Annotated in this window: 23 protein-coding genes; 17 read left to right on the top strand and 6 right to left on the bottom strand. The window is 38.8% G+C overall.

What is annotated here, in order from left to right; all coding sequences use genetic code 11:
- Positions 1 to 26: 26 nt before the first annotated feature.
- Genes H1225_RS12430 through H1225_RS12440 form a run of 3 tightly spaced genes read right to left on the bottom strand, consistent with a single transcriptional unit; the run spans position 27 to position 2271 of the window.
- Positions 27 to 482 carry a tellurite resistance TerB family protein gene (locus H1225_RS12430; RefSeq protein WP_072064327.1) on the bottom strand — a complete coding sequence of 152 codons (456 nt, stop codon included), beginning with the start codon at positions 480 to 482 and terminating at the stop codon, positions 27 to 29.
- A 25-nt stretch (positions 483 to 507) separates the two neighbouring features.
- Entirely contained in the window at positions 508 to 1686 is a 1179-nt protein-coding gene (locus H1225_RS12435) for a TerD family protein (RefSeq protein WP_239739140.1), read from the bottom strand.
- A complete protein-coding gene (locus tag H1225_RS12440; RefSeq protein WP_072064329.1) occupies positions 1687 to 2271 on the bottom strand; it encodes a TerD family protein in 585 nt (194 codons plus the stop codon). It lies immediately after the preceding gene.
- 324 nt (positions 2272 to 2595) lie between these two features.
- On the opposite strand from H1225_RS12440, the gene H1225_RS12445 reads away from it, so the two are divergent.
- From H1225_RS12445 to aes, 13 genes are all read left to right on the top strand, one after another.
- Complete coding sequence (locus H1225_RS12445) at positions 2596 to 3663, top strand: ATP-grasp domain-containing protein (RefSeq protein ID WP_161729802.1); 1068 nt, start codon at positions 2596 to 2598, stop codon at positions 3661 to 3663.
- 2 nt (positions 3664 to 3665) lie between these two features.
- Entirely contained in the window at positions 3666 to 4814 is a 1149-nt protein-coding gene (locus tag H1225_RS12450) for a phosphoribosyltransferase domain-containing protein (RefSeq protein ID WP_109848075.1), read from the top strand.
- Positions 4807 to 5577, top strand: a complete 771-nt coding sequence (locus H1225_RS12455) for an HAD family hydrolase (protein WP_115065616.1) — start codon at positions 4807 to 4809, stop codon at positions 5575 to 5577. Before H1225_RS12450 ends, H1225_RS12455 begins: the two co-directional genes overlap by 8 nt.
- 2 nt (positions 5578 to 5579) lie before the next feature.
- Entirely contained in the window at positions 5580 to 6656 is a 1077-nt protein-coding gene (locus H1225_RS12460; protein WP_115065617.1) for a cysteine protease StiP family protein, read from the top strand.
- Positions 6656 to 7600, top strand: coding sequence for an HpcH/HpaI aldolase/citrate lyase family protein (locus tag H1225_RS12465; protein ID WP_006536055.1), 945 nt, complete (start codon positions 6656 to 6658; stop codon positions 7598 to 7600). The genes H1225_RS12460 and H1225_RS12465 overlap by 1 nt, the downstream gene beginning before the upstream one ends.
- A gap of 282 nt (positions 7601 to 7882) precedes the next feature.
- Positions 7883 to 8374, top strand: coding sequence for a tellurium resistance protein TerW (locus H1225_RS12470; protein ID WP_161748185.1), 492 nt, complete (start codon positions 7883 to 7885; stop codon positions 8372 to 8374).
- A 524-nt stretch (positions 8375 to 8898) separates the two neighbouring features.
- Entirely contained in the window at positions 8899 to 9537 is a 639-nt protein-coding gene (locus tag H1225_RS12475; protein ID WP_072064334.1) for a vWA domain-containing protein, read from the top strand.
- A 17-nt stretch (positions 9538 to 9554) separates the two neighbouring features.
- Complete coding sequence (locus H1225_RS12480; RefSeq protein WP_109848071.1) at positions 9555 to 10196, top strand: TerD family protein; 642 nt, start codon at positions 9555 to 9557, stop codon at positions 10194 to 10196.
- Positions 10196 to 10834, top strand: a complete 639-nt coding sequence (locus H1225_RS12485) for a vWA domain-containing protein (RefSeq protein ID WP_072064336.1) — start codon at positions 10196 to 10198, stop codon at positions 10832 to 10834. The genes H1225_RS12480 and H1225_RS12485 overlap by 1 nt, the downstream gene beginning before the upstream one ends.
- Positions 10835 to 10939: 105 nt before the next feature.
- The gene (locus H1225_RS12490; protein WP_109848070.1) at positions 10940 to 11980 is read left to right on the top strand and encodes a TerY-C metal binding domain-containing protein; all 1041 of its coding nucleotides are present in this window, start codon (positions 10940 to 10942) and stop codon (positions 11978 to 11980) included.
- Positions 11980 to 13476 (top strand): PP2C family serine/threonine-protein phosphatase, encoded by a 1497-nt coding sequence (locus H1225_RS12495; RefSeq protein WP_161724182.1) that lies wholly within the window; start codon positions 11980 to 11982, stop codon positions 13474 to 13476. The genes H1225_RS12490 and H1225_RS12495 overlap by 1 nt, the downstream gene beginning before the upstream one ends.
- Before the next feature lie 27 nt (positions 13477 to 13503).
- A complete protein-coding gene (locus H1225_RS12500) occupies positions 13504 to 15003 on the top strand; it encodes a helix-hairpin-helix domain-containing protein (protein ID WP_239739141.1) in 1500 nt (499 codons plus the stop codon).
- 320 nt (positions 15004 to 15323) lie between these two features.
- The gene (gene aes, locus H1225_RS12505; protein ID WP_239739142.1) at positions 15324 to 16292 is read left to right on the top strand and encodes an acetyl esterase; all 969 of its coding nucleotides are present in this window, start codon (positions 15324 to 15326) and stop codon (positions 16290 to 16292) included.
- Here the strand turns inward: aes and H1225_RS12510 are convergent.
- On the bottom strand, positions 16289 to 17002 hold the full coding sequence (locus H1225_RS12510; RefSeq protein ID WP_006536068.1) for an NUDIX hydrolase: 714 nt from the start codon (positions 17000 to 17002) through the stop codon (positions 16289 to 16291). The genes aes and H1225_RS12510 overlap by 4 nt on opposite strands.
- Before the next feature lie 152 nt (positions 17003 to 17154).
- Here H1225_RS12510 and H1225_RS12515 point away from each other — a divergent pair, with 152 nt between their 5' ends.
- Both H1225_RS12515 and H1225_RS12520 read left to right on the top strand, forming a co-directional pair.
- A complete protein-coding gene (locus H1225_RS12515) occupies positions 17155 to 18174 on the top strand; it encodes an SPFH domain-containing protein (RefSeq protein ID WP_109400006.1) in 1020 nt (339 codons plus the stop codon).
- Entirely contained in the window at positions 18174 to 19118 is a 945-nt protein-coding gene (locus H1225_RS12520; RefSeq protein WP_006536072.1) for a diacylglycerol kinase catalytic domain-containing protein, read from the top strand. Before H1225_RS12515 ends, H1225_RS12520 begins: the two co-directional genes overlap by 1 nt.
- On the opposite strand, the gene H1225_RS12525 is transcribed toward H1225_RS12520, so the two are convergent.
- Positions 19090 to 19299 (bottom strand): hypothetical protein, encoded by a 210-nt coding sequence (locus H1225_RS12525; RefSeq protein ID WP_115065622.1) that lies wholly within the window; start codon positions 19297 to 19299, stop codon positions 19090 to 19092. The genes H1225_RS12520 and H1225_RS12525 overlap by 29 nt on opposite strands.
- Positions 19300 to 19371: 72 nt before the next feature.
- Entirely contained in the window at positions 19372 to 19674 is a 303-nt protein-coding gene (locus tag H1225_RS12530; RefSeq protein WP_072064343.1) for a phage holin family protein, read from the bottom strand.
- Between the two features lie 357 nt (positions 19675 to 20031).
- On the opposite strand from H1225_RS12530, the gene H1225_RS12535 reads away from it, so the two are divergent.
- Both H1225_RS12535 and dhaK read left to right on the top strand, forming a co-directional pair.
- Entirely contained in the window at positions 20032 to 20292 is a 261-nt protein-coding gene (locus H1225_RS12535) for an Ogr/Delta-like zinc finger protein (RefSeq protein WP_006536077.1), read from the top strand.
- A gap of 269 nt (positions 20293 to 20561) precedes the next feature.
- Positions 20562 to 21626, top strand: coding sequence for a dihydroxyacetone kinase subunit DhaK (dhaK, locus tag H1225_RS12540; RefSeq protein WP_161669313.1), 1065 nt, complete (start codon positions 20562 to 20564; stop codon positions 21624 to 21626).
- Positions 21627 to 21650: the final 24 nt, after the last annotated feature.

Consider the following 21650-nt stretch of genomic DNA (forward strand, 5'->3'; position numbering starts at 1 on the left):
CTGAACGGTTCCCTATATAAAATTAATTACAAACCAAATTCTGCGGGCTGAAAGCCTAATGCAATGGCAATAGCACGCACAGCTTCTTTTTCATCATTGTCAAAATCACCATCACTTTTCGCAACAGCAATACCGACACGAATAGCTAATTGCGCAGCTTCTGGCTGATCTTTCATTGCCAGAATATACTTCATGGTTTCGCCTTTACCGACTTCAGTATCGAATTCGAAACTCAAGATTAGCTTATTAAAGAATTCGATAACTTCAGAAGTATCAAAAACTTTAAGTTCATCCGATGCTTTTAAAAAACCAAGCATCTTCTGTTTTTCTTCAGAACTGACACCATCACTCGCAATGGCAATACGCGCACAAACTGCAACAGTACCTTGCATAAATTTTTTATTTTTAAAGCGACCAACTTGCTTGGCTAACTCAGAACGGCTTGTATTAAAACCTTCTTTTAATTTATTAAAAAAACTCATGTTATTTTTCCTTATATCTACTTGATCACTTAGAACCCGCTGTCCAGCGAAATCCCCACCCATACGCATTATCCATATCACGGTGGCCTTTAAAAAACTCATTGAGACGTTCAACTTTTATTGATCCGTTCTCATTAACTAGTCGGGCAATAGCACACATACCACGACCATTATTACCGTCAGTTAAGCGTGTTTCGATAGGTGGCTGATCAGGTACATGAATGGTAACCACACCATCCGTTTTGCTCCAATTCGGTACACCTTCATAAATAAACGCGAAAATAAGCACTTGCTTAATATTTTTCCATTCACGCCCATTCACAAAGATCCATTCACCACCAGCAACATCTCCGGTACGATCATCACCTTGCAATTCAACATAAGGAATTCGATTGAAATCGCCAAACCCGTTTCCTAATGCTTGAATAACGGACTTATGTCCTTGCTGAAGTTCAACAAATGCACCAATATCTAAATCGATACCTTTGTTGCCACCGAACAAACCACCTAATAACCCAGAGCCCCCACTTTTACTTTCGCGGTGCCAATCAAGGTTGATTCGAATTTTACCGAAGTCATCTTTCTTCGTTAGGCTGATTGCTGGTTTCTCTTTAGTTAAAGAAACTTTACTTAAGTTCACCGAATTTGGCGCTGAAGCGGGTTTCGGTGCTGGTGCTGGTGCTGGTGCTGGTGCTGGTGCTGGTTCAGAGTCTGCAATATCAACACCAAAATGTTCAGCTAATGGCTGTAAACCACCGTTAAATCCTTGAGCGATAAAACGGAACTTCCAGCTACCATTACGGCGATATAATTCACCTAAAATTAATGCTGCTTCAGAACGACCGTTAATATCAACATTACCATTCGCGACAACTTCATTATTAGCATCAACTTGAATTGATAATCGTTGTAAATTTGCAATAGTTTGTTGACCGTCACAAGTCGCTGTAAACGCGATTTTTTCAACATCTGGACGTAAACGCGTTAAATCTACAGTAAAAGATGTGCAGTTTCCTGCTGTTGCATAGATAACCGTACGATCATCATTAGCAGTCTGTCCATAAAACACCATATCGGTGTCGCCTTTCACTTTACCGGACGCATAAAGCCTAAAAGCAGACACATCAACAGGAGCACCTGATTGAATTCTAATGATTAATGTCTGATTAGGAACAGGTAAGTTCCCACCTGGAGTCATATTCATTTATCGCACCACCGTAGCCACAATATCGGGCATCATGTCGTTAATAACACGACCTTTACAAGGCGCACCAAACGCAGTGAAATCCCATTGACCATGATTACGTTGTAAAGAAGCAATCACGATACCGGTATGAGAGCCTTGCTCTGTTAAGGTATAACGCACCAGTTCTTTGTTAGTTGTTTTATCAACAACACGACAGAATGCGTTTTCAACTTCATTAAATGTTTGTCCACGGAAACTGTTTACTGTGAATACCAAGTATTCAACATTTGTTGGTAAACGGTCTAAATCAACGAAAATTGTTTCATCATCGCCATCACCGTCACCCGTTAAGTTATCACCAGAGTGAATAACTGATTGACAACTTGATTTTAATTTTCTAAACCAAATGGTATCGATTTGATTGCCACTTGCGTCAAGCAATACGCAACTTGCATCTAAATCAATAGAACCACCACCACCAAAAAGACCGCCTAATAATCCTTTTTTCTTAATCGGATCCCAGCCCAAACCAAACATTAAATGGCTCAGTGTAGGTGCTTGTTTACTGAGAGAAACTGTTTGATTCTTGCTTAATGAAACCATAATTAAATTCCTTCAGAGGTAGAGTGAAACAATAATGCCATTTGTGATTAATTCCATATCGTGAAAATCATCATATCATGATGAAGTACATGAGCAAGACTATTTTTACCGCCAGAATCTAAAGTTTTGTCAATTAATTGATTTTGTTTGTATTTTTATGATAAAAAATTATAAAAATACAAAGTAATCATAATAATAACGCTATTTTTTTAGTCTAATTTAAACCAAAGTCAAATAAATCATATTATGATTGACACAGTTCTTCGAAATCTTCATGATTATAAGCATTGAACCCTACACTTTTATTTCACGGTATACAGAGTAATGAATAACACAATTTGGTTTATGGAAGGTTTATCATCACAACGCGATATAATTCAAAGTGTTAAAGACTTTGCAAAACAGCAGCACCAAGAAATCTTTGTGCTCGCTTCTCATCGTCATACTCGAAATGAGATTTTATCGCTTGCTGATGGGGCTTTTTATGAACCTCTTGAAGAGACATTACGCTTAAAATTTATCGCTGATGTTGTAAAACAACATCAAGTCAGAGCCATTCATACTGGGCGCAATAGCGCATGGTTTGAATTACACCGCCAAGAAATTGAGTCATTAGGGGTAAAATTAACCACAGGTGCAACTGAGCTAGGACAACTGCAATTAGCTGATAATAAAGTCGCTTTTGCACAAGCTATGGAACAATGCGGTCTTCCTGTTGTACCTTCCATTTACATTGACTCAATCAATGAATTGGAAAAACAAATAAAAAATCCACCTTTTGGTGAGATCCCTTTATGCATTAAGCCAATAAAAGGCATTTATGGAATGGGCTTTTGGCGCTTTGATAATCAGGTTTCACCAATGGCACTGTTTAATCACCCAGAAAATCGCCAAGTCAATCCTCAACAATATCTTGATGCATTAAAAACAGTTGAACACTTTGAACCATTAGTGCTCATGCCTTATTTACCCGGCCCTGAATACTCTGTTGATATGGTGGTTGAACAAGGTGATGTTATTGCAGCTGTAGCTCGACGCAAAGAAGGTGCAATACAGCATTTAGAAATTTCAGGTGAAGCCTATGAATTAGGCAAAGCGTGTGCAACAGCGATGAAAGCCGATGGGCTGGTGAATGTGCAAACTCGAAATAATCATCAAGGTCGCCCGCTGTTACTTGAAATTAATATGCGCCCTTCGGGGGGAATTGGTTATACCCAACATTGTGGAATTAATCTTGCCGGTATTTTTGCTTTACGCCAATTAGGATTAATGAGTATTGAAGAGGCTCAAGCCCAAAATAACCATTTTACACCAACAAAAATACGCTCAATCACCGATTCTATTGTTTTCAATTCAACGTTAACAAATTTAATCAGTACGGATAATAATTAATAATGAAAAATAGTATAAGTGACTCAGCCGTTTATCGTCGCCCTCTTTCTTGTGGCACATTAAGTGTGACGCCAAATTGTTCTATTGAGTTACTTGATGAATTATTTGATATTGCAGAAAGACGCAATCCTAAGCGTGCATTTTTATTTGTCAGTAAAGTATTAGGCCGACATATCCCTGTTTCGCCAAAGAAAATGCGTGAAACCTACCAAAAACTTGCCAGTCAGTTTCCTGACTCACTCGAAGGCCCAGTTCTGTTTATTGGTATGGCAGAAACCGCTGTTGGTTTAGGTGCTGGTATTTTTGATGAAGTGAGAGATCGCTTTCAACAAGCGATTTATTTAACATCAACACGCCATCCTGTTGATAAAGGTGAGTTGCTATGTGAGTTTAAAGAAAATCACAGCCACGCAACTGACCACTTACTCTATTTGCCTAAAACAGCAGAGCAACGCCAATGGGTACAACAAGCAAAAACCGTAGTATTAATTGATGATGAAGCGACTACGGGTAATACCTTCATTAACTTGCTTTCAGCACTGCGTGAAGACGGTGGATTAACCCATATTAAGCAGGTTATTGCGGTAACCTTAACTGATTGGAGTGGTGACGCTATCGCTGAACGCTCCCCATTACCGATTAAAACCCTCTCCTTAGTACAAGGGACGTGGCAATGGGATGCCAATCCAAATGCGCCTTTACCTATTATGCCTAATGTCAATATCACAGCATCAGGGCAATTTGCGATCACGGGTAAACAGAGCTGGGGTCGATTAGGCATGACAACGCCCGCAAGCGATCTGGGTTTATCTATCAATGCTTCTTTGGGTGAAAAGATCCTTGTTTTAGGATCAGGAGAGTTTGTTTGGGAACCGTTCTTATTAGCTGAACGTCTTGAAAAACAAGGGGCTATCGTAAAATATAGTTCGACAACACGTTCACCTATTTCAACCAATTTTGCCATTCAATCAGCAATTACATTTACTGATAATTATGGTTTAGGTATTCCAAACTTCGTCTATAACGTAGCACATCAACAATTTGATCGCATTTTGCTTTGTTGTGAAACACCAGCCGAAAGTATTGATAGCCAGCTGATTGAAGCCCTCAATAAAGTGGCACCTATTGTTGAGGTAATTAGTTATGACTAAACCTGTTATTTTAACTGATCTCGATGACACCCTCTTTCAAACACGTCGTAAGATGGTGGATGAATTAGCACTAGAACCCTATAAAACTGGCGCACTAGATAGAAGTTTAGAACCCCGTAGCTTTATGACTCAAGAGCAAGCGATGCTGGTAGATTGGATGTTAGAGCATGCGGATTTAATTCCTGTTACTGCACGCGGAACGGAAGAGATTAGCCGAGTTACCATTCCTTTTCATTCTTGGGCGATCACCACACATGGGGCGGTAATATTAACACCTGAAGGTCATGCTGATGCACAATGGCAAAATCACATCACTCAAAGCTTAGCGCCCTATACACAACGTTTGTTGACTCTACAACAATCAATTACGCAATTAATGGCAGAACGAAATATTAATGGTTGGGCACGTATTAACTATGAATACAGTGAGTTGCCTATTTATTTAGTCATGAAGCATAACGATAGCACTCGATTAGACGAGCTATACACCATAGGTGATGAAATAGAAAAAACATTCTCAACTGAAGGTTTTTATATTCATCGTAACAGTAACAATATTGCTTGGTTACCTGAGCCTATTGAAAAAGGCAAAGCCGTCACCTATTTGCTTAATAAATTAAAAGCAGAACGCGGCGTATTTCCTGTCATTGGTTTAGGCGATAGCCTAAGTGACCATCGCTTTATGAAATTATGCAGTTGGTATGGGCTTCCTCGTCAAAGTCAGTTTGCGGATGCGATCAACACAAAAATTTTTGGAGAATAAACATGATGGATCATAAACCTTTTTCAGGATCTTATGTATCAGGTGATGTCGATTTTCTACTTCAACCGGTTAATATTGAAATGACGCCCGTTGAATTAAAAGAAGAGCTAATACAATCAGGTAAACGACACTATTCTGACATGCTAAGTCAAGAGCCAGAACCAACGACATGGCATTTAGATCTCTTTGAAAAAGCGCTAGAAACCGGTGCTACACGTTTAGCCACTGAAGTCATAATGTTAGCTAAATCATTGATTGAGCGTTTCGGTGATACCCCAATTATCTTGACAAGCCTTGTTCGTGCTGGTGTTCCTCTAGGTGTCATGCTGCAACAAACATTGCGCAAAATGGGAAAAACCTCTTATCACTATGGAATAAGTATTATTCGAGATAGAGGCATTGATAGTGAAGCGCTTTCATGGATAGAACAACGTCACGGCACAGAAGGTGTTGTGTTTGTTGATGGATGGACAGGAAAAGGCGCTATTACGGGTGAACTTATTCGTTCATTATCAGGACGAAAAGGCTATCCCCCCCAACCTCGTCTTGTTGTCCTCGCTGATCCTTGTGGTTGTGCATGGTTAAGTGCTAGCGATGAAGATTGGCTTATTCCATTTGGGATCATGGGAGCACCTGTTTCAGGATTAATTTCACGTTCAATTTGGACTGAAGAAGGCTTTCACGGTTTTGTAGATTGCCAGCATTTAAAACAGTATGAATGCAGCCGTTACCTTGTTGATACTGTAGGACAATTTGTTGATATATTAATCAATAACGATATTCCATTAGCTACATTTAAAGAACAACAGTCAGACTTAAAAAGACTGAGCGAAAACGTCGTTAGTTCACTTGCAAACAAATATGATATTTCAAATATCAATCGTATAAAACCGGGTATTGCTGAAGCCACACGCGCTGTTTTACGCCGTGTACCTGATCATGTCCTTGTAAGAGAAAGAACCGATCCTGATGTCGCGTTACTGGTTTATCTTGCACAGGAAAAAAATATTGCTGTTATTGAAGCAGGACAAGCGCTTGGTCAATATCGTGCAGTGACTATCATTAAAAAGGTGAAATAATGATTGAACGATTATCCCCATGGAACTTAGGGGCAACACTTTATATGCCGGCAACACGGACAGATATCGCGACGACAATTATTAACCAGAAAATTGAAGGGTTACGCTCTTTAATTATCTGTTTAGAAGATGCGGTGAGTGATGCGGATATTCCTGTTGCATTAGAAAACTTGGCAGTATTATTAAATACTTTAGCAGAACACAAAAAAAACAGTGATTGTAGCCATTGGCCACTGCTGTTTATTCGTCCTCGCCATACTGAAATGGGTCAATGGATCACTGAAAACCTTGATGTCAGTGCCATCGATGGCTTTGTTTTACCTAAGTTTACGCAAGCTTCTCTGCCAGTTTGGTGGAAGATTATTGAAAATACGCAGTTATGTATGATGCCAACACTTGAAACAGAAGAAGTGTTTGATGTTATCCAAATGACAGAACTTGCAAATCACCTACTAACTCACCCTTGCCATAACAGAATTATTGCATTACGTATTGGTGGCAATGATTTAATGAATGTTATTTCTCTTAGACGTAATCGCCAATTAACACTTTATGATGGCCCAATGGGTTACGTGATAAAAATGTTGGTTGCTGTCTTTGGTGCTCGTCAATTTGCCCTCACAGCACCTGTTTGTGAACATATTGATGATCACCATATTATGGATAAAGAGCTTGCTCTTGATATTGCCAATGGTCTTGTCGGTAAAACGGCGATACATCCAAAGCAAATTCATAAAATTGAACAAGCTCTGATGGTTTCTCAATCCGACCATTCAGATGCATTGCGTATTTTAAATTCAACGCAAGCCGTCTTTAAATCACAAGGTGCGATGTGTGAACCTGCAACACATCGTCGCTGGGCATTGAGTATTTTAACCAGAGCTAAAATTTATGGTATTATTCCTAATCAACAAAATAATGCTCAGCGTTTTAACGCAACATAAAATATTCTATAACAGAGCTGTAATCTCTATGAGATAAAATAATTATCTTATATTGATTTCAATTTATAAGTTTCTAGTTAAAGCATGTTATCTTTAACTAGAACTTATAAGAATAACGCGAATTTTTTTATTTAAAAAAGTACATTTTTATTTCAATTATTAATTTATACTACATTTAATAGGAAGCTTATTTTATTTACTCTTGTCAACACAGAACAAGAATAATAAATATTATTGCTGACTATTTTAACACACAAATAACAGAATAAGTGGTAACTAAGCATGCAATTAAGCACCCGTCAGGTCAGAGTCTTTACACTGGCAATCCTTTTAAGCTCAGGAAAAAAGGTTCCAACTATTAAGATTATTTCTGCTCTTGAATGCTCAGAGCCTACATTAACTCGCGTATTAAAAGAGATAAGAGATTCTTATGGTGCTGAAATAAAATACAGCAAAGCCTCTCGCGCGTATCAAATGACTGAACGAGGCCAACTCGATAGTAAGGCATTACGTCGTATGCGTGAGGCATTATCCGCCAGTGAAGAGCTTCGTCACAATGGAATGACAAGCAAAGTTTATCTCGATAAAGATAAAAAGAAATCAGTTTCACTTTCATTAAAAATGTCAGCATTACGCAAGATCGATAGATTATCTTATTTAAATAATTCCACACGTAGTGAAGCTGTAGAATTATTAGTTGATCATTATATTGAAAATTTAATTCAATCAACACTCGCTGAAATGGCCGAGAAAGAAAAAGAAAAAAAGAATTAAAAGTAAATAATAAAAATTAACTTGATACTTCGGTATCAAGTTAATTTTTTAAAAATAAGAAAAAATAATAAAATATATAAAAACACTTATCTAATAAAGTCATTTTATATATTTTCAACACTTTTACTTTATTTTAAGTATATTTAAAAACCCAAAAACAAATATATTAATCAATTGAATTTATTAGCTTTTATAATTATTATTATTTTTAGTTGAAATACGTATTTACACCTAATCATTATTAACCATTCAATTTTTGCCACACTTATAAATACGGACTGAATAAAACAGGCTTTCTTTAATAAAATTATATCGCTTCGTCACTCGATTTAAGAGGGATAAACAGGCCAATTCCTCTTTTATTTTGCTTTTCATACTATCTTCATTCAGATTATTAATATTGGACAATCATCACTGCGTTTTTTCTCCAATTTAATTAAACTAAGCATAATCTCAATTGAACACCTTTATGAGTCGGTTAGTATATTAATCGCTTATTTCTATCTCACTCACAGGATAAATGCATGAGAAGATTGCCAGTTTACCTTTTACTTGATACATCAGGTTCTATGTATGGAGAACCTATTGCAGCAGTAAAGAATGGCGTTGAAATGCTCTTATCAACACTACGCCAAGATCCTTACGCTTTAGAAACCGCCTATATTTCTATCATCACCTTTGACTCAACCGCACAACAGATTGTGCCACTCACTGATTTAATCAATTTCAAAGTTCCTGATTTAGTCGCAAGTGGAACAACAGCATTAGGTTCTGCACTCACTTTAGTTTCTAATCGTATTGAAAAAGAAGTACAAAAAACTACGGCTGAGACAAAAGGCGATTGGCGTCCATTGGTTTTCGTGATGACAGATGGCGCCCCCACGGACGATTGGAAAAAAGGCGTTGAGAAATTTAAAGCAGCACGCACTGGCGTTGTTATTGCGTGTGCAGCAGGACAATCAGCACAAACAGATGTACTAAAAAATATCACTGAAATTGTATTACAGCTAGATACGGCAGACTCCAACACGATTAAGTCTTTCTTTAAGTGGGTTTCAGCCAGTATTTCTGTTGGTAGTCAAAAAGTCGATTTAACTAAGAAAGATATTAGTGATCTTGATGACTTACCGCCACCGCCCCCTGAGGTTAACGTTGTACTTTAAATAAAAAAGGAATGAATATGTCTGTTAGTTTAAAAAAAGGACAAGGTGTTAGTTTAAAGAAAAATGAATATGACCTTTCCTCTGTTACTATCGGTTTAGGCTGGGATATCAACGAAGAAAAACGCGGATTTCTTGGTGGTCTCTTTGGTAAAAAAAGCGAAGAATACGATTTAGATGTTATCGCCTTCTTATGTGGCGAAAACGGCAAAGTCAACGATTTGGGTAAAATCGAAGATGGACGACCTTCTCTCGTCAATGGCGATATTATTTTCTTTAATAGCCTACAACACAAATCAGGGCAGATTTGGTTAACAGGTGATAATCGAACAGGTGCAGGTGATGGAGACGATGAGCAGATCATCGTGAAATTAAACACACTTGATCCTAAATTTAGCAAAATCGTCTTTATTGTGCAGATTTACAATGGTCGAGAACGACAACAACACTTTGGTAAAGTACAAAATGCCTTTATCCGCGCCGTTGATGCCAAAAATATAGAAATGGCTCGTTTTGATTTATCTGGAGGCGAAGCCTTCAACAATCAACGTTCAATGCTGTTTGCTGAATTAGTCAGAGAAGAAAATGGCTGGAAACTTAACGCCATTGGTGAGCCTTCGAGTTCAGATAGCTTTATTTCTTACTTAAAGGACTTCACCTAATGAGAAGACTGCCTGTTTACCTGTTAATTGATACTTCAGGATCAATGAGAGGAGAATCAATTCATGCCGTTAACGTAGGGATACAAACTATGCTTAATGCATTGAGACAAGATCCTTACGCATTAGAAAGCGTTCATATCTCAATTATCACTTATGATAATGAAGCACGTGAATTTATCCCATTAACTGCATTAGAAGATTTCCAATTCTCTGATATCACCGTCCCTAGCTCCGGCGGTACTTTCACGGGTGCTGCGCTAGAATGTTTAATCCAATGTGTCGATCGTGATATTAAGCGTTCCGATGGTGACCAAAAAGGTGACTGGCGTCCTCTCGTCTTTTTGATGACTGATGGCACACCTTCTGATGCTTATGCTTATGGTGAAGCGATTAAAGAAGTGAAAAAACGTTCATTTGGTTCGATCATCGCTTGTGCTGTTGGCCCTAAAGCCAAACATGATCACCTTAAAGAACTCACACCTCAAGTGGTCGCTTTAGAAACACTAGACTCTAATGCCTTCTCTGGCTTTTTTAAATGGGTCTCTGCCAGTGTCGCATCAGGCAGTTCAAGTGCAGGAGTGAATACGGATAAAGATACCTTACCGCCACCGCCTCCTGAAATCCAACTTGTACTGTGATCCGCAAAAGCAAAGTGCTCCAAAAGGCTTTGCTTTTATTTTATTCAGGCTTTGGTTTATCTGCTCCAATACATAACAGCCACGATAAAGTAATAAGGTATAACAATGAGAAGGCTACCCATTTTCTTTGTTTTAGATTGTTCAGAATCGATGATAGGTGAAAACCTAAAAAAGATGAATGATGGTCTGACGACTATTATTAGCGATCTCAGGCGAGATCCTCACGCTCTTGAAACTGCTTGGGTTTCTGTTATCGCCTTTGCTGGCGTTGCAAAAACCATTGTTCCACTCACTGAAGTCGTCTCTTTTTATCCTCCTCAGCTTCCTTTAGGGGGAGGCACTTCATTAGGCAGTGCGTTACGAGAACTTACTCACCAAATCGATACTCAAGTTAGAAAAACCACGATTGAGCAAAAAGGTGATTGGAAACCTGTTGTTTATCTTCTTACTGACGGTAGACCAACCGATGATTACGCACAAGAGATAAAACGCTGGAAAGCCCACTACGCCAATAAAGTTAACTTAATTGCGATTGGATTAGGCTTAAGTGCTGACTTACACGCGTTATCACAATTAACTGAAAATGTACTGTTATTTACTGAAGCACAAGAAGGCGATTTCACCCGTTTTATAAAATGGATAACGATGTCTGTGGTTTCCCACAGTCGCAGTGTTGGCGAGGAAACACCTCCACTTTTAAGCAAAACCGAGCAAATTGTTCGCCTTGCTAAAGATGATGTAGCTCGTGCCTATGATGAATCTTGTGTCACATTTGTCGGCCGTTGTAGCCACACTCGCTCGCCTTATTTAATGAAATATGAACGCCCACCAATGAAAGCCTCTGGACTTGATTTTAATCTCAACCTCAATGGGTTTAATTTAACGGGCTGCTACACCTTAAACGAAGATTACTTTGCATGGAGCGATCTCAGCGCTACGGCATATCAAGTGAATACCAGTGAACTTCATGGCACTCCTGGTTGCCCCTATTGTGGCAATGCCACCGCCTTCGCTGTTTGCCAATGTGGCAAATTACTCTGTGTAAATGGCCCAGAAACTGTTATTTGCCCATGGTGTGATAACAGCATCACCTTTGGAAATAACAGCAATCAATCTGACTTTGATGTCACTCGAGGTAAAGGCTAATGGATAAAAAAGCCCTACTCACAAAACTGATTATTGATGATACGCTAACTTCGCAACGCATTGCGATACATGAAGAACTGATTATTGCGTTATATGAAGATGCAGAAATCGCTCAATACATTGATTTTATTATTAGTAAAATCAAAGCAAAAACAGCAGAAAAAATTACACCACAAGATAAAGTACAACCTATTCTTCTGTTATTGCCACCCGCCCGCGATTTAGCCTCTGAAGAAATATCATTACCAGAAGAGCCCCCATTAAAACCGGGGCAAACTCCCACACATTCATCACCAATGCCAATAGAAAAACCGATTATTCACCGCCCTACGGCCAAAATTACCCTTTCTAATGCCAAAGTCGGTACAGCGTTCAATTCTACACTCAGTATCGAACTAGATACCCTCGAAATTGCCAAAATTGAAGCGGTTGATTTTCCAGAAGTAGTTGGAATAAGCTTTGATCCTGAAAGTTGTTGCTTAGTGGGTACGCCAACAAAAAGTGGCAATTTCACATTGATTGTCCATTGGTCTGTAAATGCCATTTGCTATCACGATGAAGTCTTATTAATCATCAATCCTGATCCTCGTAGCTTATGGCAAATCAATGAGCCTCCCGCCGATAGCCTTTACCCCAAAGCGCATATTGATAGCAAACTTATTCTTAAAGACAACATTCGTATCGCAGGTGCAAGTCGTCGCGGTCGCTCTCATGAACATGCAGGCACATTCCGTGATGACGATTTTTATATTCATCACGATAACCAAAGCCAATGGAATATTTTAATTGTTGCTGATGGTGCTGGCAGTGCGCGCTATTCTCGTGAAGGCTCTCGGATTGCTATCAATACCGTAAGCCACTATTTAAAATCGCAATTAAGTGTGGAGAATAAAGCGCTTAAACCTCATCTTGAAACCATTCATCAATGGAATGACAATAACGCAATTAATCAATTGGGAAGCTTCTTTGCTCAACTCTTCCGTAATGCGGCTCAATTAGCGATTAATAACCTCAAAAACGAAGCCATTCATATTAATGAGCCAGTAAAATCTTTTTCTACTACGTTATTAGCCACCGTTTCTTTGCGTATCAATGACGAGCTATTTGCGGCCTCATTTTGGATGGGAGATGGTGCTATTGCCGCTTATGGCCCAGCGGGAAAAGTTCGCATTTTAGGTATTCCAGATAGTGGTGAATATGCAGGACAAACCCGTTTCCTTGATGATAGTGCGCTCAACGATGCTGAATTTAATCGACGCATTATTATTGGTAAATGGAAAGAAATTTCACACCTTATTTTAATGACAGACGGCGTTTCTGATCCGGTATTTGAAACGGATAATGGCTTACAAGATCCCAATAAATGGGCAGCGCTTATTGATGAAATATCGCCTTGTTTAGCCTCACCAGAAACCGCAGATCAAAAACTGGCCGAATGGCTAAATTTCTTTTCAGCAGGCAATCACGATGACCGCACTCTGGTTGTGGCTTGGTGATCATCAAAGAGAAAATAGGTGAGTTTCATGGCAGAGATCATTACCTGTACAACGCAAAGTGGAAAAACAGTTCAGTACGTCAATGAGATTATTGGCTCTGGCTCAATGAAAGATGTCTATTTTTCCCCTGACAAAACCTATGTTGTTGCCTTTTATAAGACAAAACAAAACGCACAAGCCAAAGATAGAATCGATATGATAACAGGCTCTTATCGACATAATATCTTTGAGCAAAGTGGTGGAGAATATTGGAAAAACCTCTTTTGCTGGCCAACAGATGTTGTTGAATATCAAGGAAAAATTGGTATTGTGGTGCCCACGTATCAATCCCACTTTTTCTTTAAATATGGCTCTAAAAACAATGACTTTCTTGCCATAAAAGGCCGAGAAAAAGAAGGTAAATGGTTTGCAAGTGCAAATAACCAAAATAAATTTCTCGATCCTCGTGAAAAAGGCAATCTATTAAATTACCTGAAAGTCTGTTTATTGCTCTCTCATGCTGTACGCCGAATGCATGCAGCAGGCTTATGCCATAGTGATTTAAGCTATAAAAACGTGCTTATCGATCCTGAACAAGGTCATGCTTGTGTCATTGATATTGACGGTTTAGTGGTTCCTGGGAAATACCCACCTGATGTTGTCGGAACACCTGATTTTATTGCACCAGAAGTGGTAAAAACCAGTCATTTACCGAAAGAAGATCCTAACCGGATCTTGCCAAGTATCACGACTGATAGACACGCCCTTGCGGTATTAATCTATATGTATCTGTTTTATCGCCACCCTTTACGTGGCGGTAAAATTCACGATCTTGATGATGAAATGCGTGATGAGACACTCTCTATGGGTGAAAAAGCGCTGTTTATTGAACACCCAACAGATCGTAGCAATGCGGTAAAACTTAATCAGGTAAAACCGTCATCTCTACCTTGGGCTGATCCCGAAAAAATCCCATACACGATTATGGGGCCTTACCTGACGCCTCTTTTTGAAAGAGCCTTTATTACAGGATTACATGATCCTTCGCAACGGCCTACCGCTGATGAATGGGAAACTGCTTTAGTCAAAACGGTAGATTTGGTTCAGCCTTGTCAGAATAAAGATTGTGAACAGCAATGGTATGTTTTTTCTGGAAAAACACAGCCGGTTTGTCCTTATTGTCATACACCATATAAAGGGCAATTGCCGATTTTAAATCTCTACTCTTCCCGTAAAGCTGGTAGCTTCAGACCAGACGATCACCGCTTAATGGTTTGGAGTAATCAATCACTCTTTCCTTGGCACGTTAATCGCCTGATTGCACCTAATGAGCGCACCACAGATGAACAAAAAAAGCGTGTAGGCTATTTTGTTTATCACAATTCAACATGGTGGCTGGTTAACGAGCGTATTGATGGATTAATGGTATTGCCAGAGAAAAGGAAAATAGCGGTTGGCGATAAAATAGCATTAACCGATGGATTGCAATTTGTGTTATCGACAGAAGAAGGCGGACGGCTTGTTGTGGTGCAATTAGTCTCAAATTAATAAAGTAAGAGAATAATCCGTTTAGTTTATTGCGGGTTATTCTCTTTTTATCAATTCAACCTTTGTACTCATTTTTAAGAAGAACGCTTTTCGACCACTGATCTGAACGCTATGATTATATTTATTTCTAACAGCATTATTTAGTTAAGAAAAACTGTGCAATCTATCAAACTTTAGCCTTTAATTTGATATCAACGCAAAATCACATTTTCAGTGCGAAACCCCTCAATACTTTTCTAACCTTCAATATTGGATACCAAGATCCCAGTTTATTAAGCCCTAGCATTTACAATACCGCATAGTGATAATTGGAGGGGCTAATGAATATTAAAAATAAAATCAATGTGCTAGAACTTATTTCGCCAGAAATGAAGCAAGTTATGCAATATTATGCAGATAATCCGCAACCTGCGCCGGAAAGTAATGACTACCCTTCTATGCGCCTTGCTTATAATCAAGACAGACGTTATTGGAATGCAGACGCACCAGAGATGTTTAATGTAAAAGATATTTCGGTTAGTACTTCTTATGGAAATGTATTAACGCGTCTTTATCAACCCAAAGAAAAAACACCCGCAACTCTCTATTATCTGCATGGTGGCGGTTTTATTTTAGGGAATTTAGATACCCACGATCGCATTATGCGACTGCTTGCCAGCTATACTGGCTGTACCGTTATTGGTATTGATTATTCACTGTCACCGCAAGCGCGCTATCCCCAAGCCATTGATGAATCCGCACAGGTTTGTCAGTACTATTATCAAAATGCAAAACACTACAATATTAATACTCAATGTATTGGTTTTGCTGGTGACTCCGCAGGTGCCATGTTATCACTTGCCACCGTGTTATGGTTGCGTGACAAACACATTCACTGTGGCAAAGTGAGCGCAGCTTTACTTTGGTATGGATTATATGGCTTACGTGATTCCACCAGCCGTCGGCTGTATGGTGGTGAATGGGATGGATTACGCCAGCAAGATCTCGAAGAATATGATAATGCGTATTTAACCGCACTTGGCAGTCGTGACGCACCTTATTATTGCTTATTTAATAACGATTTGACGCAAGATATTCCACCTTGCTTTATCGCCAGCGCACAATACGACCCACTTATTGATGATAGTGTGACGTTATTTAAAACGCTAGAAGCCCATCAATTACCTTGTGAATATAAAATGTATTCTGGCACATTACATGCCTTTTTACATTATTCACGTATGATGAAAGTGGCTGATGACGCCATCCGAGATGGCGCCGATTATTTTGTTAAACAACTCAAAAATTAAAACTCAAGATTACGAATAAAACGATAATCTGCCGACGCCTCTTTGAGTCGATATAGACTTGCAGGGCGTCCTCTCTCTGCCCGTTTTTCACCAGTATCAATCAATAAATCTGCCTGTTCGATGCGTCGTCTAAATGATTTTTTCTGGATCTCTTTCCCAATCAAAATTTCATGGACATGTTGTAACTCAGGCAAGGTAAACACCTCGGGTAATGCAAATCCGGGAACAATTGAATAGAGTGATTTTTGCTTTAATCGCTCTCTCGCTTGTGTAATTAATTCTTGATGATCAAAGGCTAAGCTTTGTTGTGTAACCTCATCAATAGGGCACCACATTACCGAATCCACAGTATCAATATGTGCTTCACAGGCTTGATGTGCAATCAACGCGGTATAACAAACCGTTACTGACCAACCTCTTGCGTCACGCTGGCTATTTCCCACTGAACAGAGTTGCTCAATATAAGGAGGGATCACACCCGTTTTCTCTTTTAATTTTCTGAGCACTGTATCTTCAAGGCATTTGTCCTGCACTTCATCAACAAACCCACCGGGTAAACCCCATTTTCCTTTTTCAGGATGCTCCCCTCTTTTCACCAACAACACTTTTAGCTGCTCTTCATGATAAGTAAACAGCACGGCATCAACGGTGATTAGTGGGGATAGGAAATCACGACGGTTATAACTGGCTAAAAAATCTTGTTCATTCATGACGGAAGCTTTATTAGAAAACGATAAGGCTATTTTAAGGTTAAACAGCAAAAAATCAAATTTTGTCATAAAGACACTAAATCAGCTGACAATTATAGTGTCGATAAGACACAATCAATTATTGTCATAAAGACACTTAATAAGGAAATACTATGTTTAACTTAAATTATTTTAAAGCTGACTCATCAACATTTATCATTAAATCCGTTAATGGCAAAATCCGCCAACAAGGTAAAGGCTTAAGTTTTTGGTATAACTCAGCCACAACCTCTATTGCGGCATTACCTTTAAACGCTCAAGAAGCCCCTTTTATTTTTAACTTCCAAACCGCAGACTTTCAGGGTTTACGCATTCAAGGGCAAATTTCATTTCAGGTCAAAGCGCCTGAAAAAGCGGCAGAAGTGCTCAATTTTAACTTGAGTAAAAACGGCAAGTCTTATGCCTCTGAAGATCCACTCAAACTCAGTGATCGCGTTGTACGTATTGCACAAACCTTAATTCAAGCAAAGATCCAAAGTACCCCACTTAGAGAAGCGTTATTACTCAGCCAATCATTAGTCACTTTAGTGATGGAACAATTGATTGAACACTCATCATTAGAAGCATTAGGTATTGCGATTTTAGATGTCTCTATTGCGGCAATCACACCATCACCAGAAACTTTAAAAGCACTAGAAGCCGAAGCGAGAGAATCCTTACTGAAAGAAGCCGATGATGCCATTTATGCTCGCCGTAAATTCTCAGTAGAACAAGAACGCACCATTAAAGAAGCTGAGTTAGAAACCGATTTATCCGTTCAACGTAAACGTCAAGAAATTGAAGAAGCACGCTTAGAAAATGAACGTACATTATTACGAGAACAAGCCGAGATTGAAAAAGAGCGCCTTGAAGCGAAGGTTAATGCAGAAGCAAAACGCAAAGAACTGGTCGCGTTAAGTGCTGAAAATCAGCGAACACAATCAGAAGCCGATGCTTATGCCATTGAGGCGACTATGCGTGCTTATCGTGAATTACCCGTTGAGAACCTAAAAGCCATGGCGCTAGCAAAAATGGACTCACAACAGTTAATGGCCATGGCATTTGAAACCTTAGCGCTGAATTCAGGAAAAATTGGCGAACTAAATATCACCCCTGATTTATTTAGCCAATTCATGAAAAAAGGGGGGAAATAATGCAACGTAATAATGATTTTCGCTTCGTACTGGTGATGAGAAAAAGCCGTTTACAGGAATTAATCGAGCGTTTTAATACTTGGTCACAAGCCAAATTCTATCTAGAACACAACAATGTTGAGGTAAAGGATTACCTCAATGAACACAATTTATATCAAAAACAATTAACAGAAGCTGAACTGATTTTAAAATCATTAGGGCGTTTTCAACTTTTAGAAAGAGGTTTATTACCTAGCTATCAATTTTCACCCCACGACATTGTGGTGGTGATCGGTCAAGATGGATTGGTTGCTAATACATTAAAATACCTTAATGGACAGCCCATTATTGCCATAAATCCTGATCCATCAAGATGGGATGGTAAATTATTACCCTTTGAAATAGGGCAATTAAAAGAGACAGTCATTAATACCATTAATCAAAAAATGCCATTTAAAACGGTCACATTCGCGCAAGCGACAACCAATGATGGTCAATCACTATTAGCAGTGAATGACTTATTTATTGGCCCTAAAAGTCACACCTCCGCACGGTATATTTTACAATGGAGTGGCGCTCAAGAAGCGCAATCTTCATCAGGCATTATTGTATCAACAGGACTGGGATCAACAGGTTGGTTTCAATCTATTCTTGCTGGTGCGATGGCCATTACAGGAGAAACTTCGCACCCTCTGTTACAAGGTTTTAACTGGAGTGAACGAAAATTACAATTTAGTGTAAGAGAACCGTTTCCAAGCAGAACGACCGGAGTGGCACTCACTTTCGGCACGATTGAGCCAGATTCACCGTTGCAATTAGAATCTTTGATGCCAGAAAATGGCGTAATTTTCTCTGATGGTATAGAAGATGACTATTTACAATTTAATGCGGGTTGCATTGCCCACATCGGTATCGCTGACATACAAGGCCAATTAATTAGCCCAAAAGGATGTCAGCATATTTAGATGGATGATAAAGAAAAAAGTGAAGATCAAGACAAACATCCCTGTTTGCTTGATCTTCGATTACCGTTATTAACATCCGTTGTTCTAACGCTATATTATCTCGATGCCATCCTTGAGCAATCCAAACCAAACTAAACGCCAGTATTGCAATCCATGCATATAACGCTTGTTTGTTGAACATGACCTAACTCCTTAGTCATTCGAGACAAAACTGACTTTATCGACTTTTTATGATGAAAACATATTGCACTTTTTACTTGGTATCCTCTTTTTCTTTCCCTGAAAAAAATTGATTACCTCGTTTACGTAACCAGATTTCGACTAACTGATAACCCACAATACCGAGCGCTGAGCCAATCCCCATTACTGCGACAGAATCAATTCCAGGCCATAAAATAAGCAGTGCGCCAGCAACAACAGAAACCGCCGAGCCTAAAATAATTTTGCCGATAAACAATCTTAATGTCATTGTTTCATTCGCAACGAGCATCTTTCCTAATGCAATAAAAGCGCCCACTACCACTAACGATATCAATGTGCTGTCATATTCATCCATGAATACACCTCATCTCTGATCACACTTTTTTTAACCGTAAAAAGAACCCTCTCCTCCCAACATTCATCAGATAATCTGTAAAGCGTTACTTATCTCCATATGGTTTAACGTAAAATCATTATCGACAAAGTTTGTATTTCAGGCTAGTAAGTTTGTTCGGTTATTGTCGGCTATCATGCTTTAACCGACAATAACCGAACTATTCACACCAAACAATACAAATAAACTTGTTTTATATGCCTTTAAACAACCATAAAACAAATATTTATATAAAAAAACAATAAATAGGCTGGTTATAATACAATTTTAAGCTAATATAGAAGGTATCCGATAGCCCTTAGTAAAGAGAAAAATAATATGCGTGTCTTAACTATCTTTTGTCCTGAATGTGGTGAAAAAGCGCTTATAAAGAAAAGTAATCGTAAACACAAAGAGTTATCCGATCTCTATTGCGCTTGTCGTGATCCTGAATGCGGACATACCTTTGTTTTAAACCTCACGTTTAGTCACACCCTTATGCCTAGCGCAAAAAACAAGAATACGTTGTTATTAGATGTCATTAAAAATCTTTCTCCAGAGCAACGAGATAAAGCATTGACGCTTTTGCAAGACATGTAACCCTCACAAATAGATACTCTTTTTTATTTATTTTTATGATCTTGCTCCCATTCTGACAGGTTATTTGACTAACTTATTCTTATAGAAAGATAAATGATGTAGATTCATTTTTAAGCTAAATGAAAATAATTCTTATGTTTTAAATAAAACAAACACGCCTATTGATACTGTGTTTGCCAATCCTTTAATAAATAATTTGTCAGCCCCCAAACCAGAACCCCTATTTCTAGTTTGAAGACTAAACACAAATTTCAAATGGAGCATTTAAGATGAAAAAGCTGATTAATCGAGTTGATGATGTGTTATCTGAACAACTACAAGGCTTTGCAAAAGCCCATCCTGAAATCAAACTTCATCCCTCCTCTTTTTATGTCACGCGAAAAGATGCTCCAGTAAAAGATAAAGTTGCGCTATTGTCCGGCGGTGGTAGCGGGCATGAACCTATGCATGCAGGTTTTGTGGGTAAAGGAATGCTTGATGGTGCATGTCCGGGTGAAATATTTACGTCACCAACACCAGATAAAATGTATGACTGCGCCAAAGAGATTGATAGCGGTGAAGGTGTTTTAATGATCGTGAAAAACTACACCGGTGATGTACTTAACTTTGAAACAGCAACAGAACTGCTTCATGACGACGGTGTAAAAATCGCAACCGTATTAGTTGATGATGATGTAGCGGTAAAAGATAGCTTATATACCGCAGGGCGCCGTGGTGTTGCCAATACCGTTTTAATAGAAAAACTACTGGGCGCGGCAGCAGAAAGAGGCGACGCTCTAGATGAACTAGTTAAATTAGGTCACCACATTAATAACAATGGTTTTTCTATCGGTATCGCCTTAGAAGCCTGTACGGTTCCAGCCGCAGGAAAACCCTCTTTTACTTTACCTGAAAATGAAATGGAGTTTGGTGTCGGTATTCATGGTGAACCGGGTATTGACCGCCGTAAATTTACTTCTCTCAATGATACCGTTGATGCCATGTTTAATACCTTAATTGAAAATGGTCACTATCAACGAGTGATCCGCAATTGGGATCGTGAAAACGGCACTTGGATCGATGAAAAGCAGGAAAAACAGCCGTTAAAATCTGGCGATCGCGTCATTGTCTTAGTGAATAACCTTGGTGCCACACCACAATCTGAACTTTATGGTGTTTATAACCGTTTAACTCAATGCTGTGAAAAATTTGGCTTGACCATCGAACGTTCTTTAATTGGTTCTTATTGTACTTCGCTCGATATGACAGGGATCTCAATAACGTTATTAAAAGTTGATAATGAATTACTTACCTTATGGGATGCCCCTGTGAATACACCAGCGATGGTGAAATAAGTCTTTAATCACAAGAAAAGGAAC

It is taken from the genome of Proteus penneri (assembly GCF_022369495.1).
Taxonomy (GTDB): Bacteria; Pseudomonadota; Gammaproteobacteria; order Enterobacterales; family Enterobacteriaceae; genus Proteus; species Proteus penneri.

Bases quoted from the DNA above. Each gene is read 5' to 3' on its own strand.
- H1225_RS12500 (WP_239739141.1), top strand. From the start codon at position 13,504: ATGGCAGAGATCATTACCTGTACAACGCAAAGTGGAAAAACAGTTCAG.
- H1225_RS12450 (WP_109848075.1), top strand. From the start codon at position 3,666: ATGAAAAATAGTATAAGTGACTCAGCCGTTTATCGTCGCCCTCTTTCT.
- H1225_RS12515 (WP_109400006.1), top strand. From the start codon at position 17,155: ATGTTTAACTTAAATTATTTTAAAGCTGACTCATCAACATTTATCATT.
- H1225_RS12490 (WP_109848070.1), top strand. From the start codon at position 10,940: ATGAGAAGGCTACCCATTTTCTTTGTTTTAGATTGTTCAGAATCGATG.
- H1225_RS12455 (WP_115065616.1), top strand. From the start codon at position 4,807: ATGACTAAACCTGTTATTTTAACTGATCTCGATGACACCCTCTTTCAA.
- aes (WP_239739142.1), top strand. From the start codon at position 15,324: ATGAATATTAAAAATAAAATCAATGTGCTAGAACTTATTTCGCCAGAA.
- H1225_RS12535 (WP_006536077.1), top strand. From the start codon at position 20,032: ATGCGTGTCTTAACTATCTTTTGTCCTGAATGTGGTGAAAAAGCGCTT.
- H1225_RS12530 (WP_072064343.1), bottom strand. From the start codon at position 19,674: ATGGATGAATATGACAGCACATTGATATCGTTAGTGGTAGTGGGCGCT.
- H1225_RS12430 (WP_072064327.1), bottom strand. From the start codon at position 482: ATGAGTTTTTTTAATAAATTAAAAGAAGGTTTTAATACAAGCCGTTCT.
- dhaK (WP_161669313.1), top strand. From the start codon at position 20,562: ATGAAAAAGCTGATTAATCGAGTTGATGATGTGTTATCTGAACAACTA.
- H1225_RS12435 (WP_239739140.1), bottom strand. From the start codon at position 1,686: ATGAATATGACTCCAGGTGGGAACTTACCTGTTCCTAATCAGACATTA.
- H1225_RS12475 (WP_072064334.1), top strand. From the start codon at position 8,899: ATGAGAAGATTGCCAGTTTACCTTTTACTTGATACATCAGGTTCTATG.
- H1225_RS12465 (WP_006536055.1), top strand. From the start codon at position 6,656: ATGATTGAACGATTATCCCCATGGAACTTAGGGGCAACACTTTATATG.
- H1225_RS12485 (WP_072064336.1), top strand. From the start codon at position 10,196: ATGAGAAGACTGCCTGTTTACCTGTTAATTGATACTTCAGGATCAATG.
- H1225_RS12495 (WP_161724182.1), top strand. From the start codon at position 11,980: ATGGATAAAAAAGCCCTACTCACAAAACTGATTATTGATGATACGCTA.
- H1225_RS12445 (WP_161729802.1), top strand. From the start codon at position 2,596: ATGAATAACACAATTTGGTTTATGGAAGGTTTATCATCACAACGCGAT.
- H1225_RS12470 (WP_161748185.1), top strand. From the start codon at position 7,883: ATGCAATTAAGCACCCGTCAGGTCAGAGTCTTTACACTGGCAATCCTT.
- H1225_RS12480 (WP_109848071.1), top strand. From the start codon at position 9,555: ATGTCTGTTAGTTTAAAAAAAGGACAAGGTGTTAGTTTAAAGAAAAAT.
- H1225_RS12460 (WP_115065617.1), top strand. From the start codon at position 5,580: ATGATGGATCATAAACCTTTTTCAGGATCTTATGTATCAGGTGATGTC.
- H1225_RS12520 (WP_006536072.1), top strand. From the start codon at position 18,174: ATGCAACGTAATAATGATTTTCGCTTCGTACTGGTGATGAGAAAAAGC.
- H1225_RS12510 (WP_006536068.1), bottom strand. From the start codon at position 17,002: ATGAATGAACAAGATTTTTTAGCCAGTTATAACCGTCGTGATTTCCTA.
- H1225_RS12525 (WP_115065622.1), bottom strand. From the start codon at position 19,299: ATGTTCAACAAACAAGCGTTATATGCATGGATTGCAATACTGGCGTTT.
- H1225_RS12440 (WP_072064329.1), bottom strand. From the start codon at position 2,271: ATGGTTTCATTAAGCAAGAATCAAACAGTTTCTCTCAGTAAACAAGCA.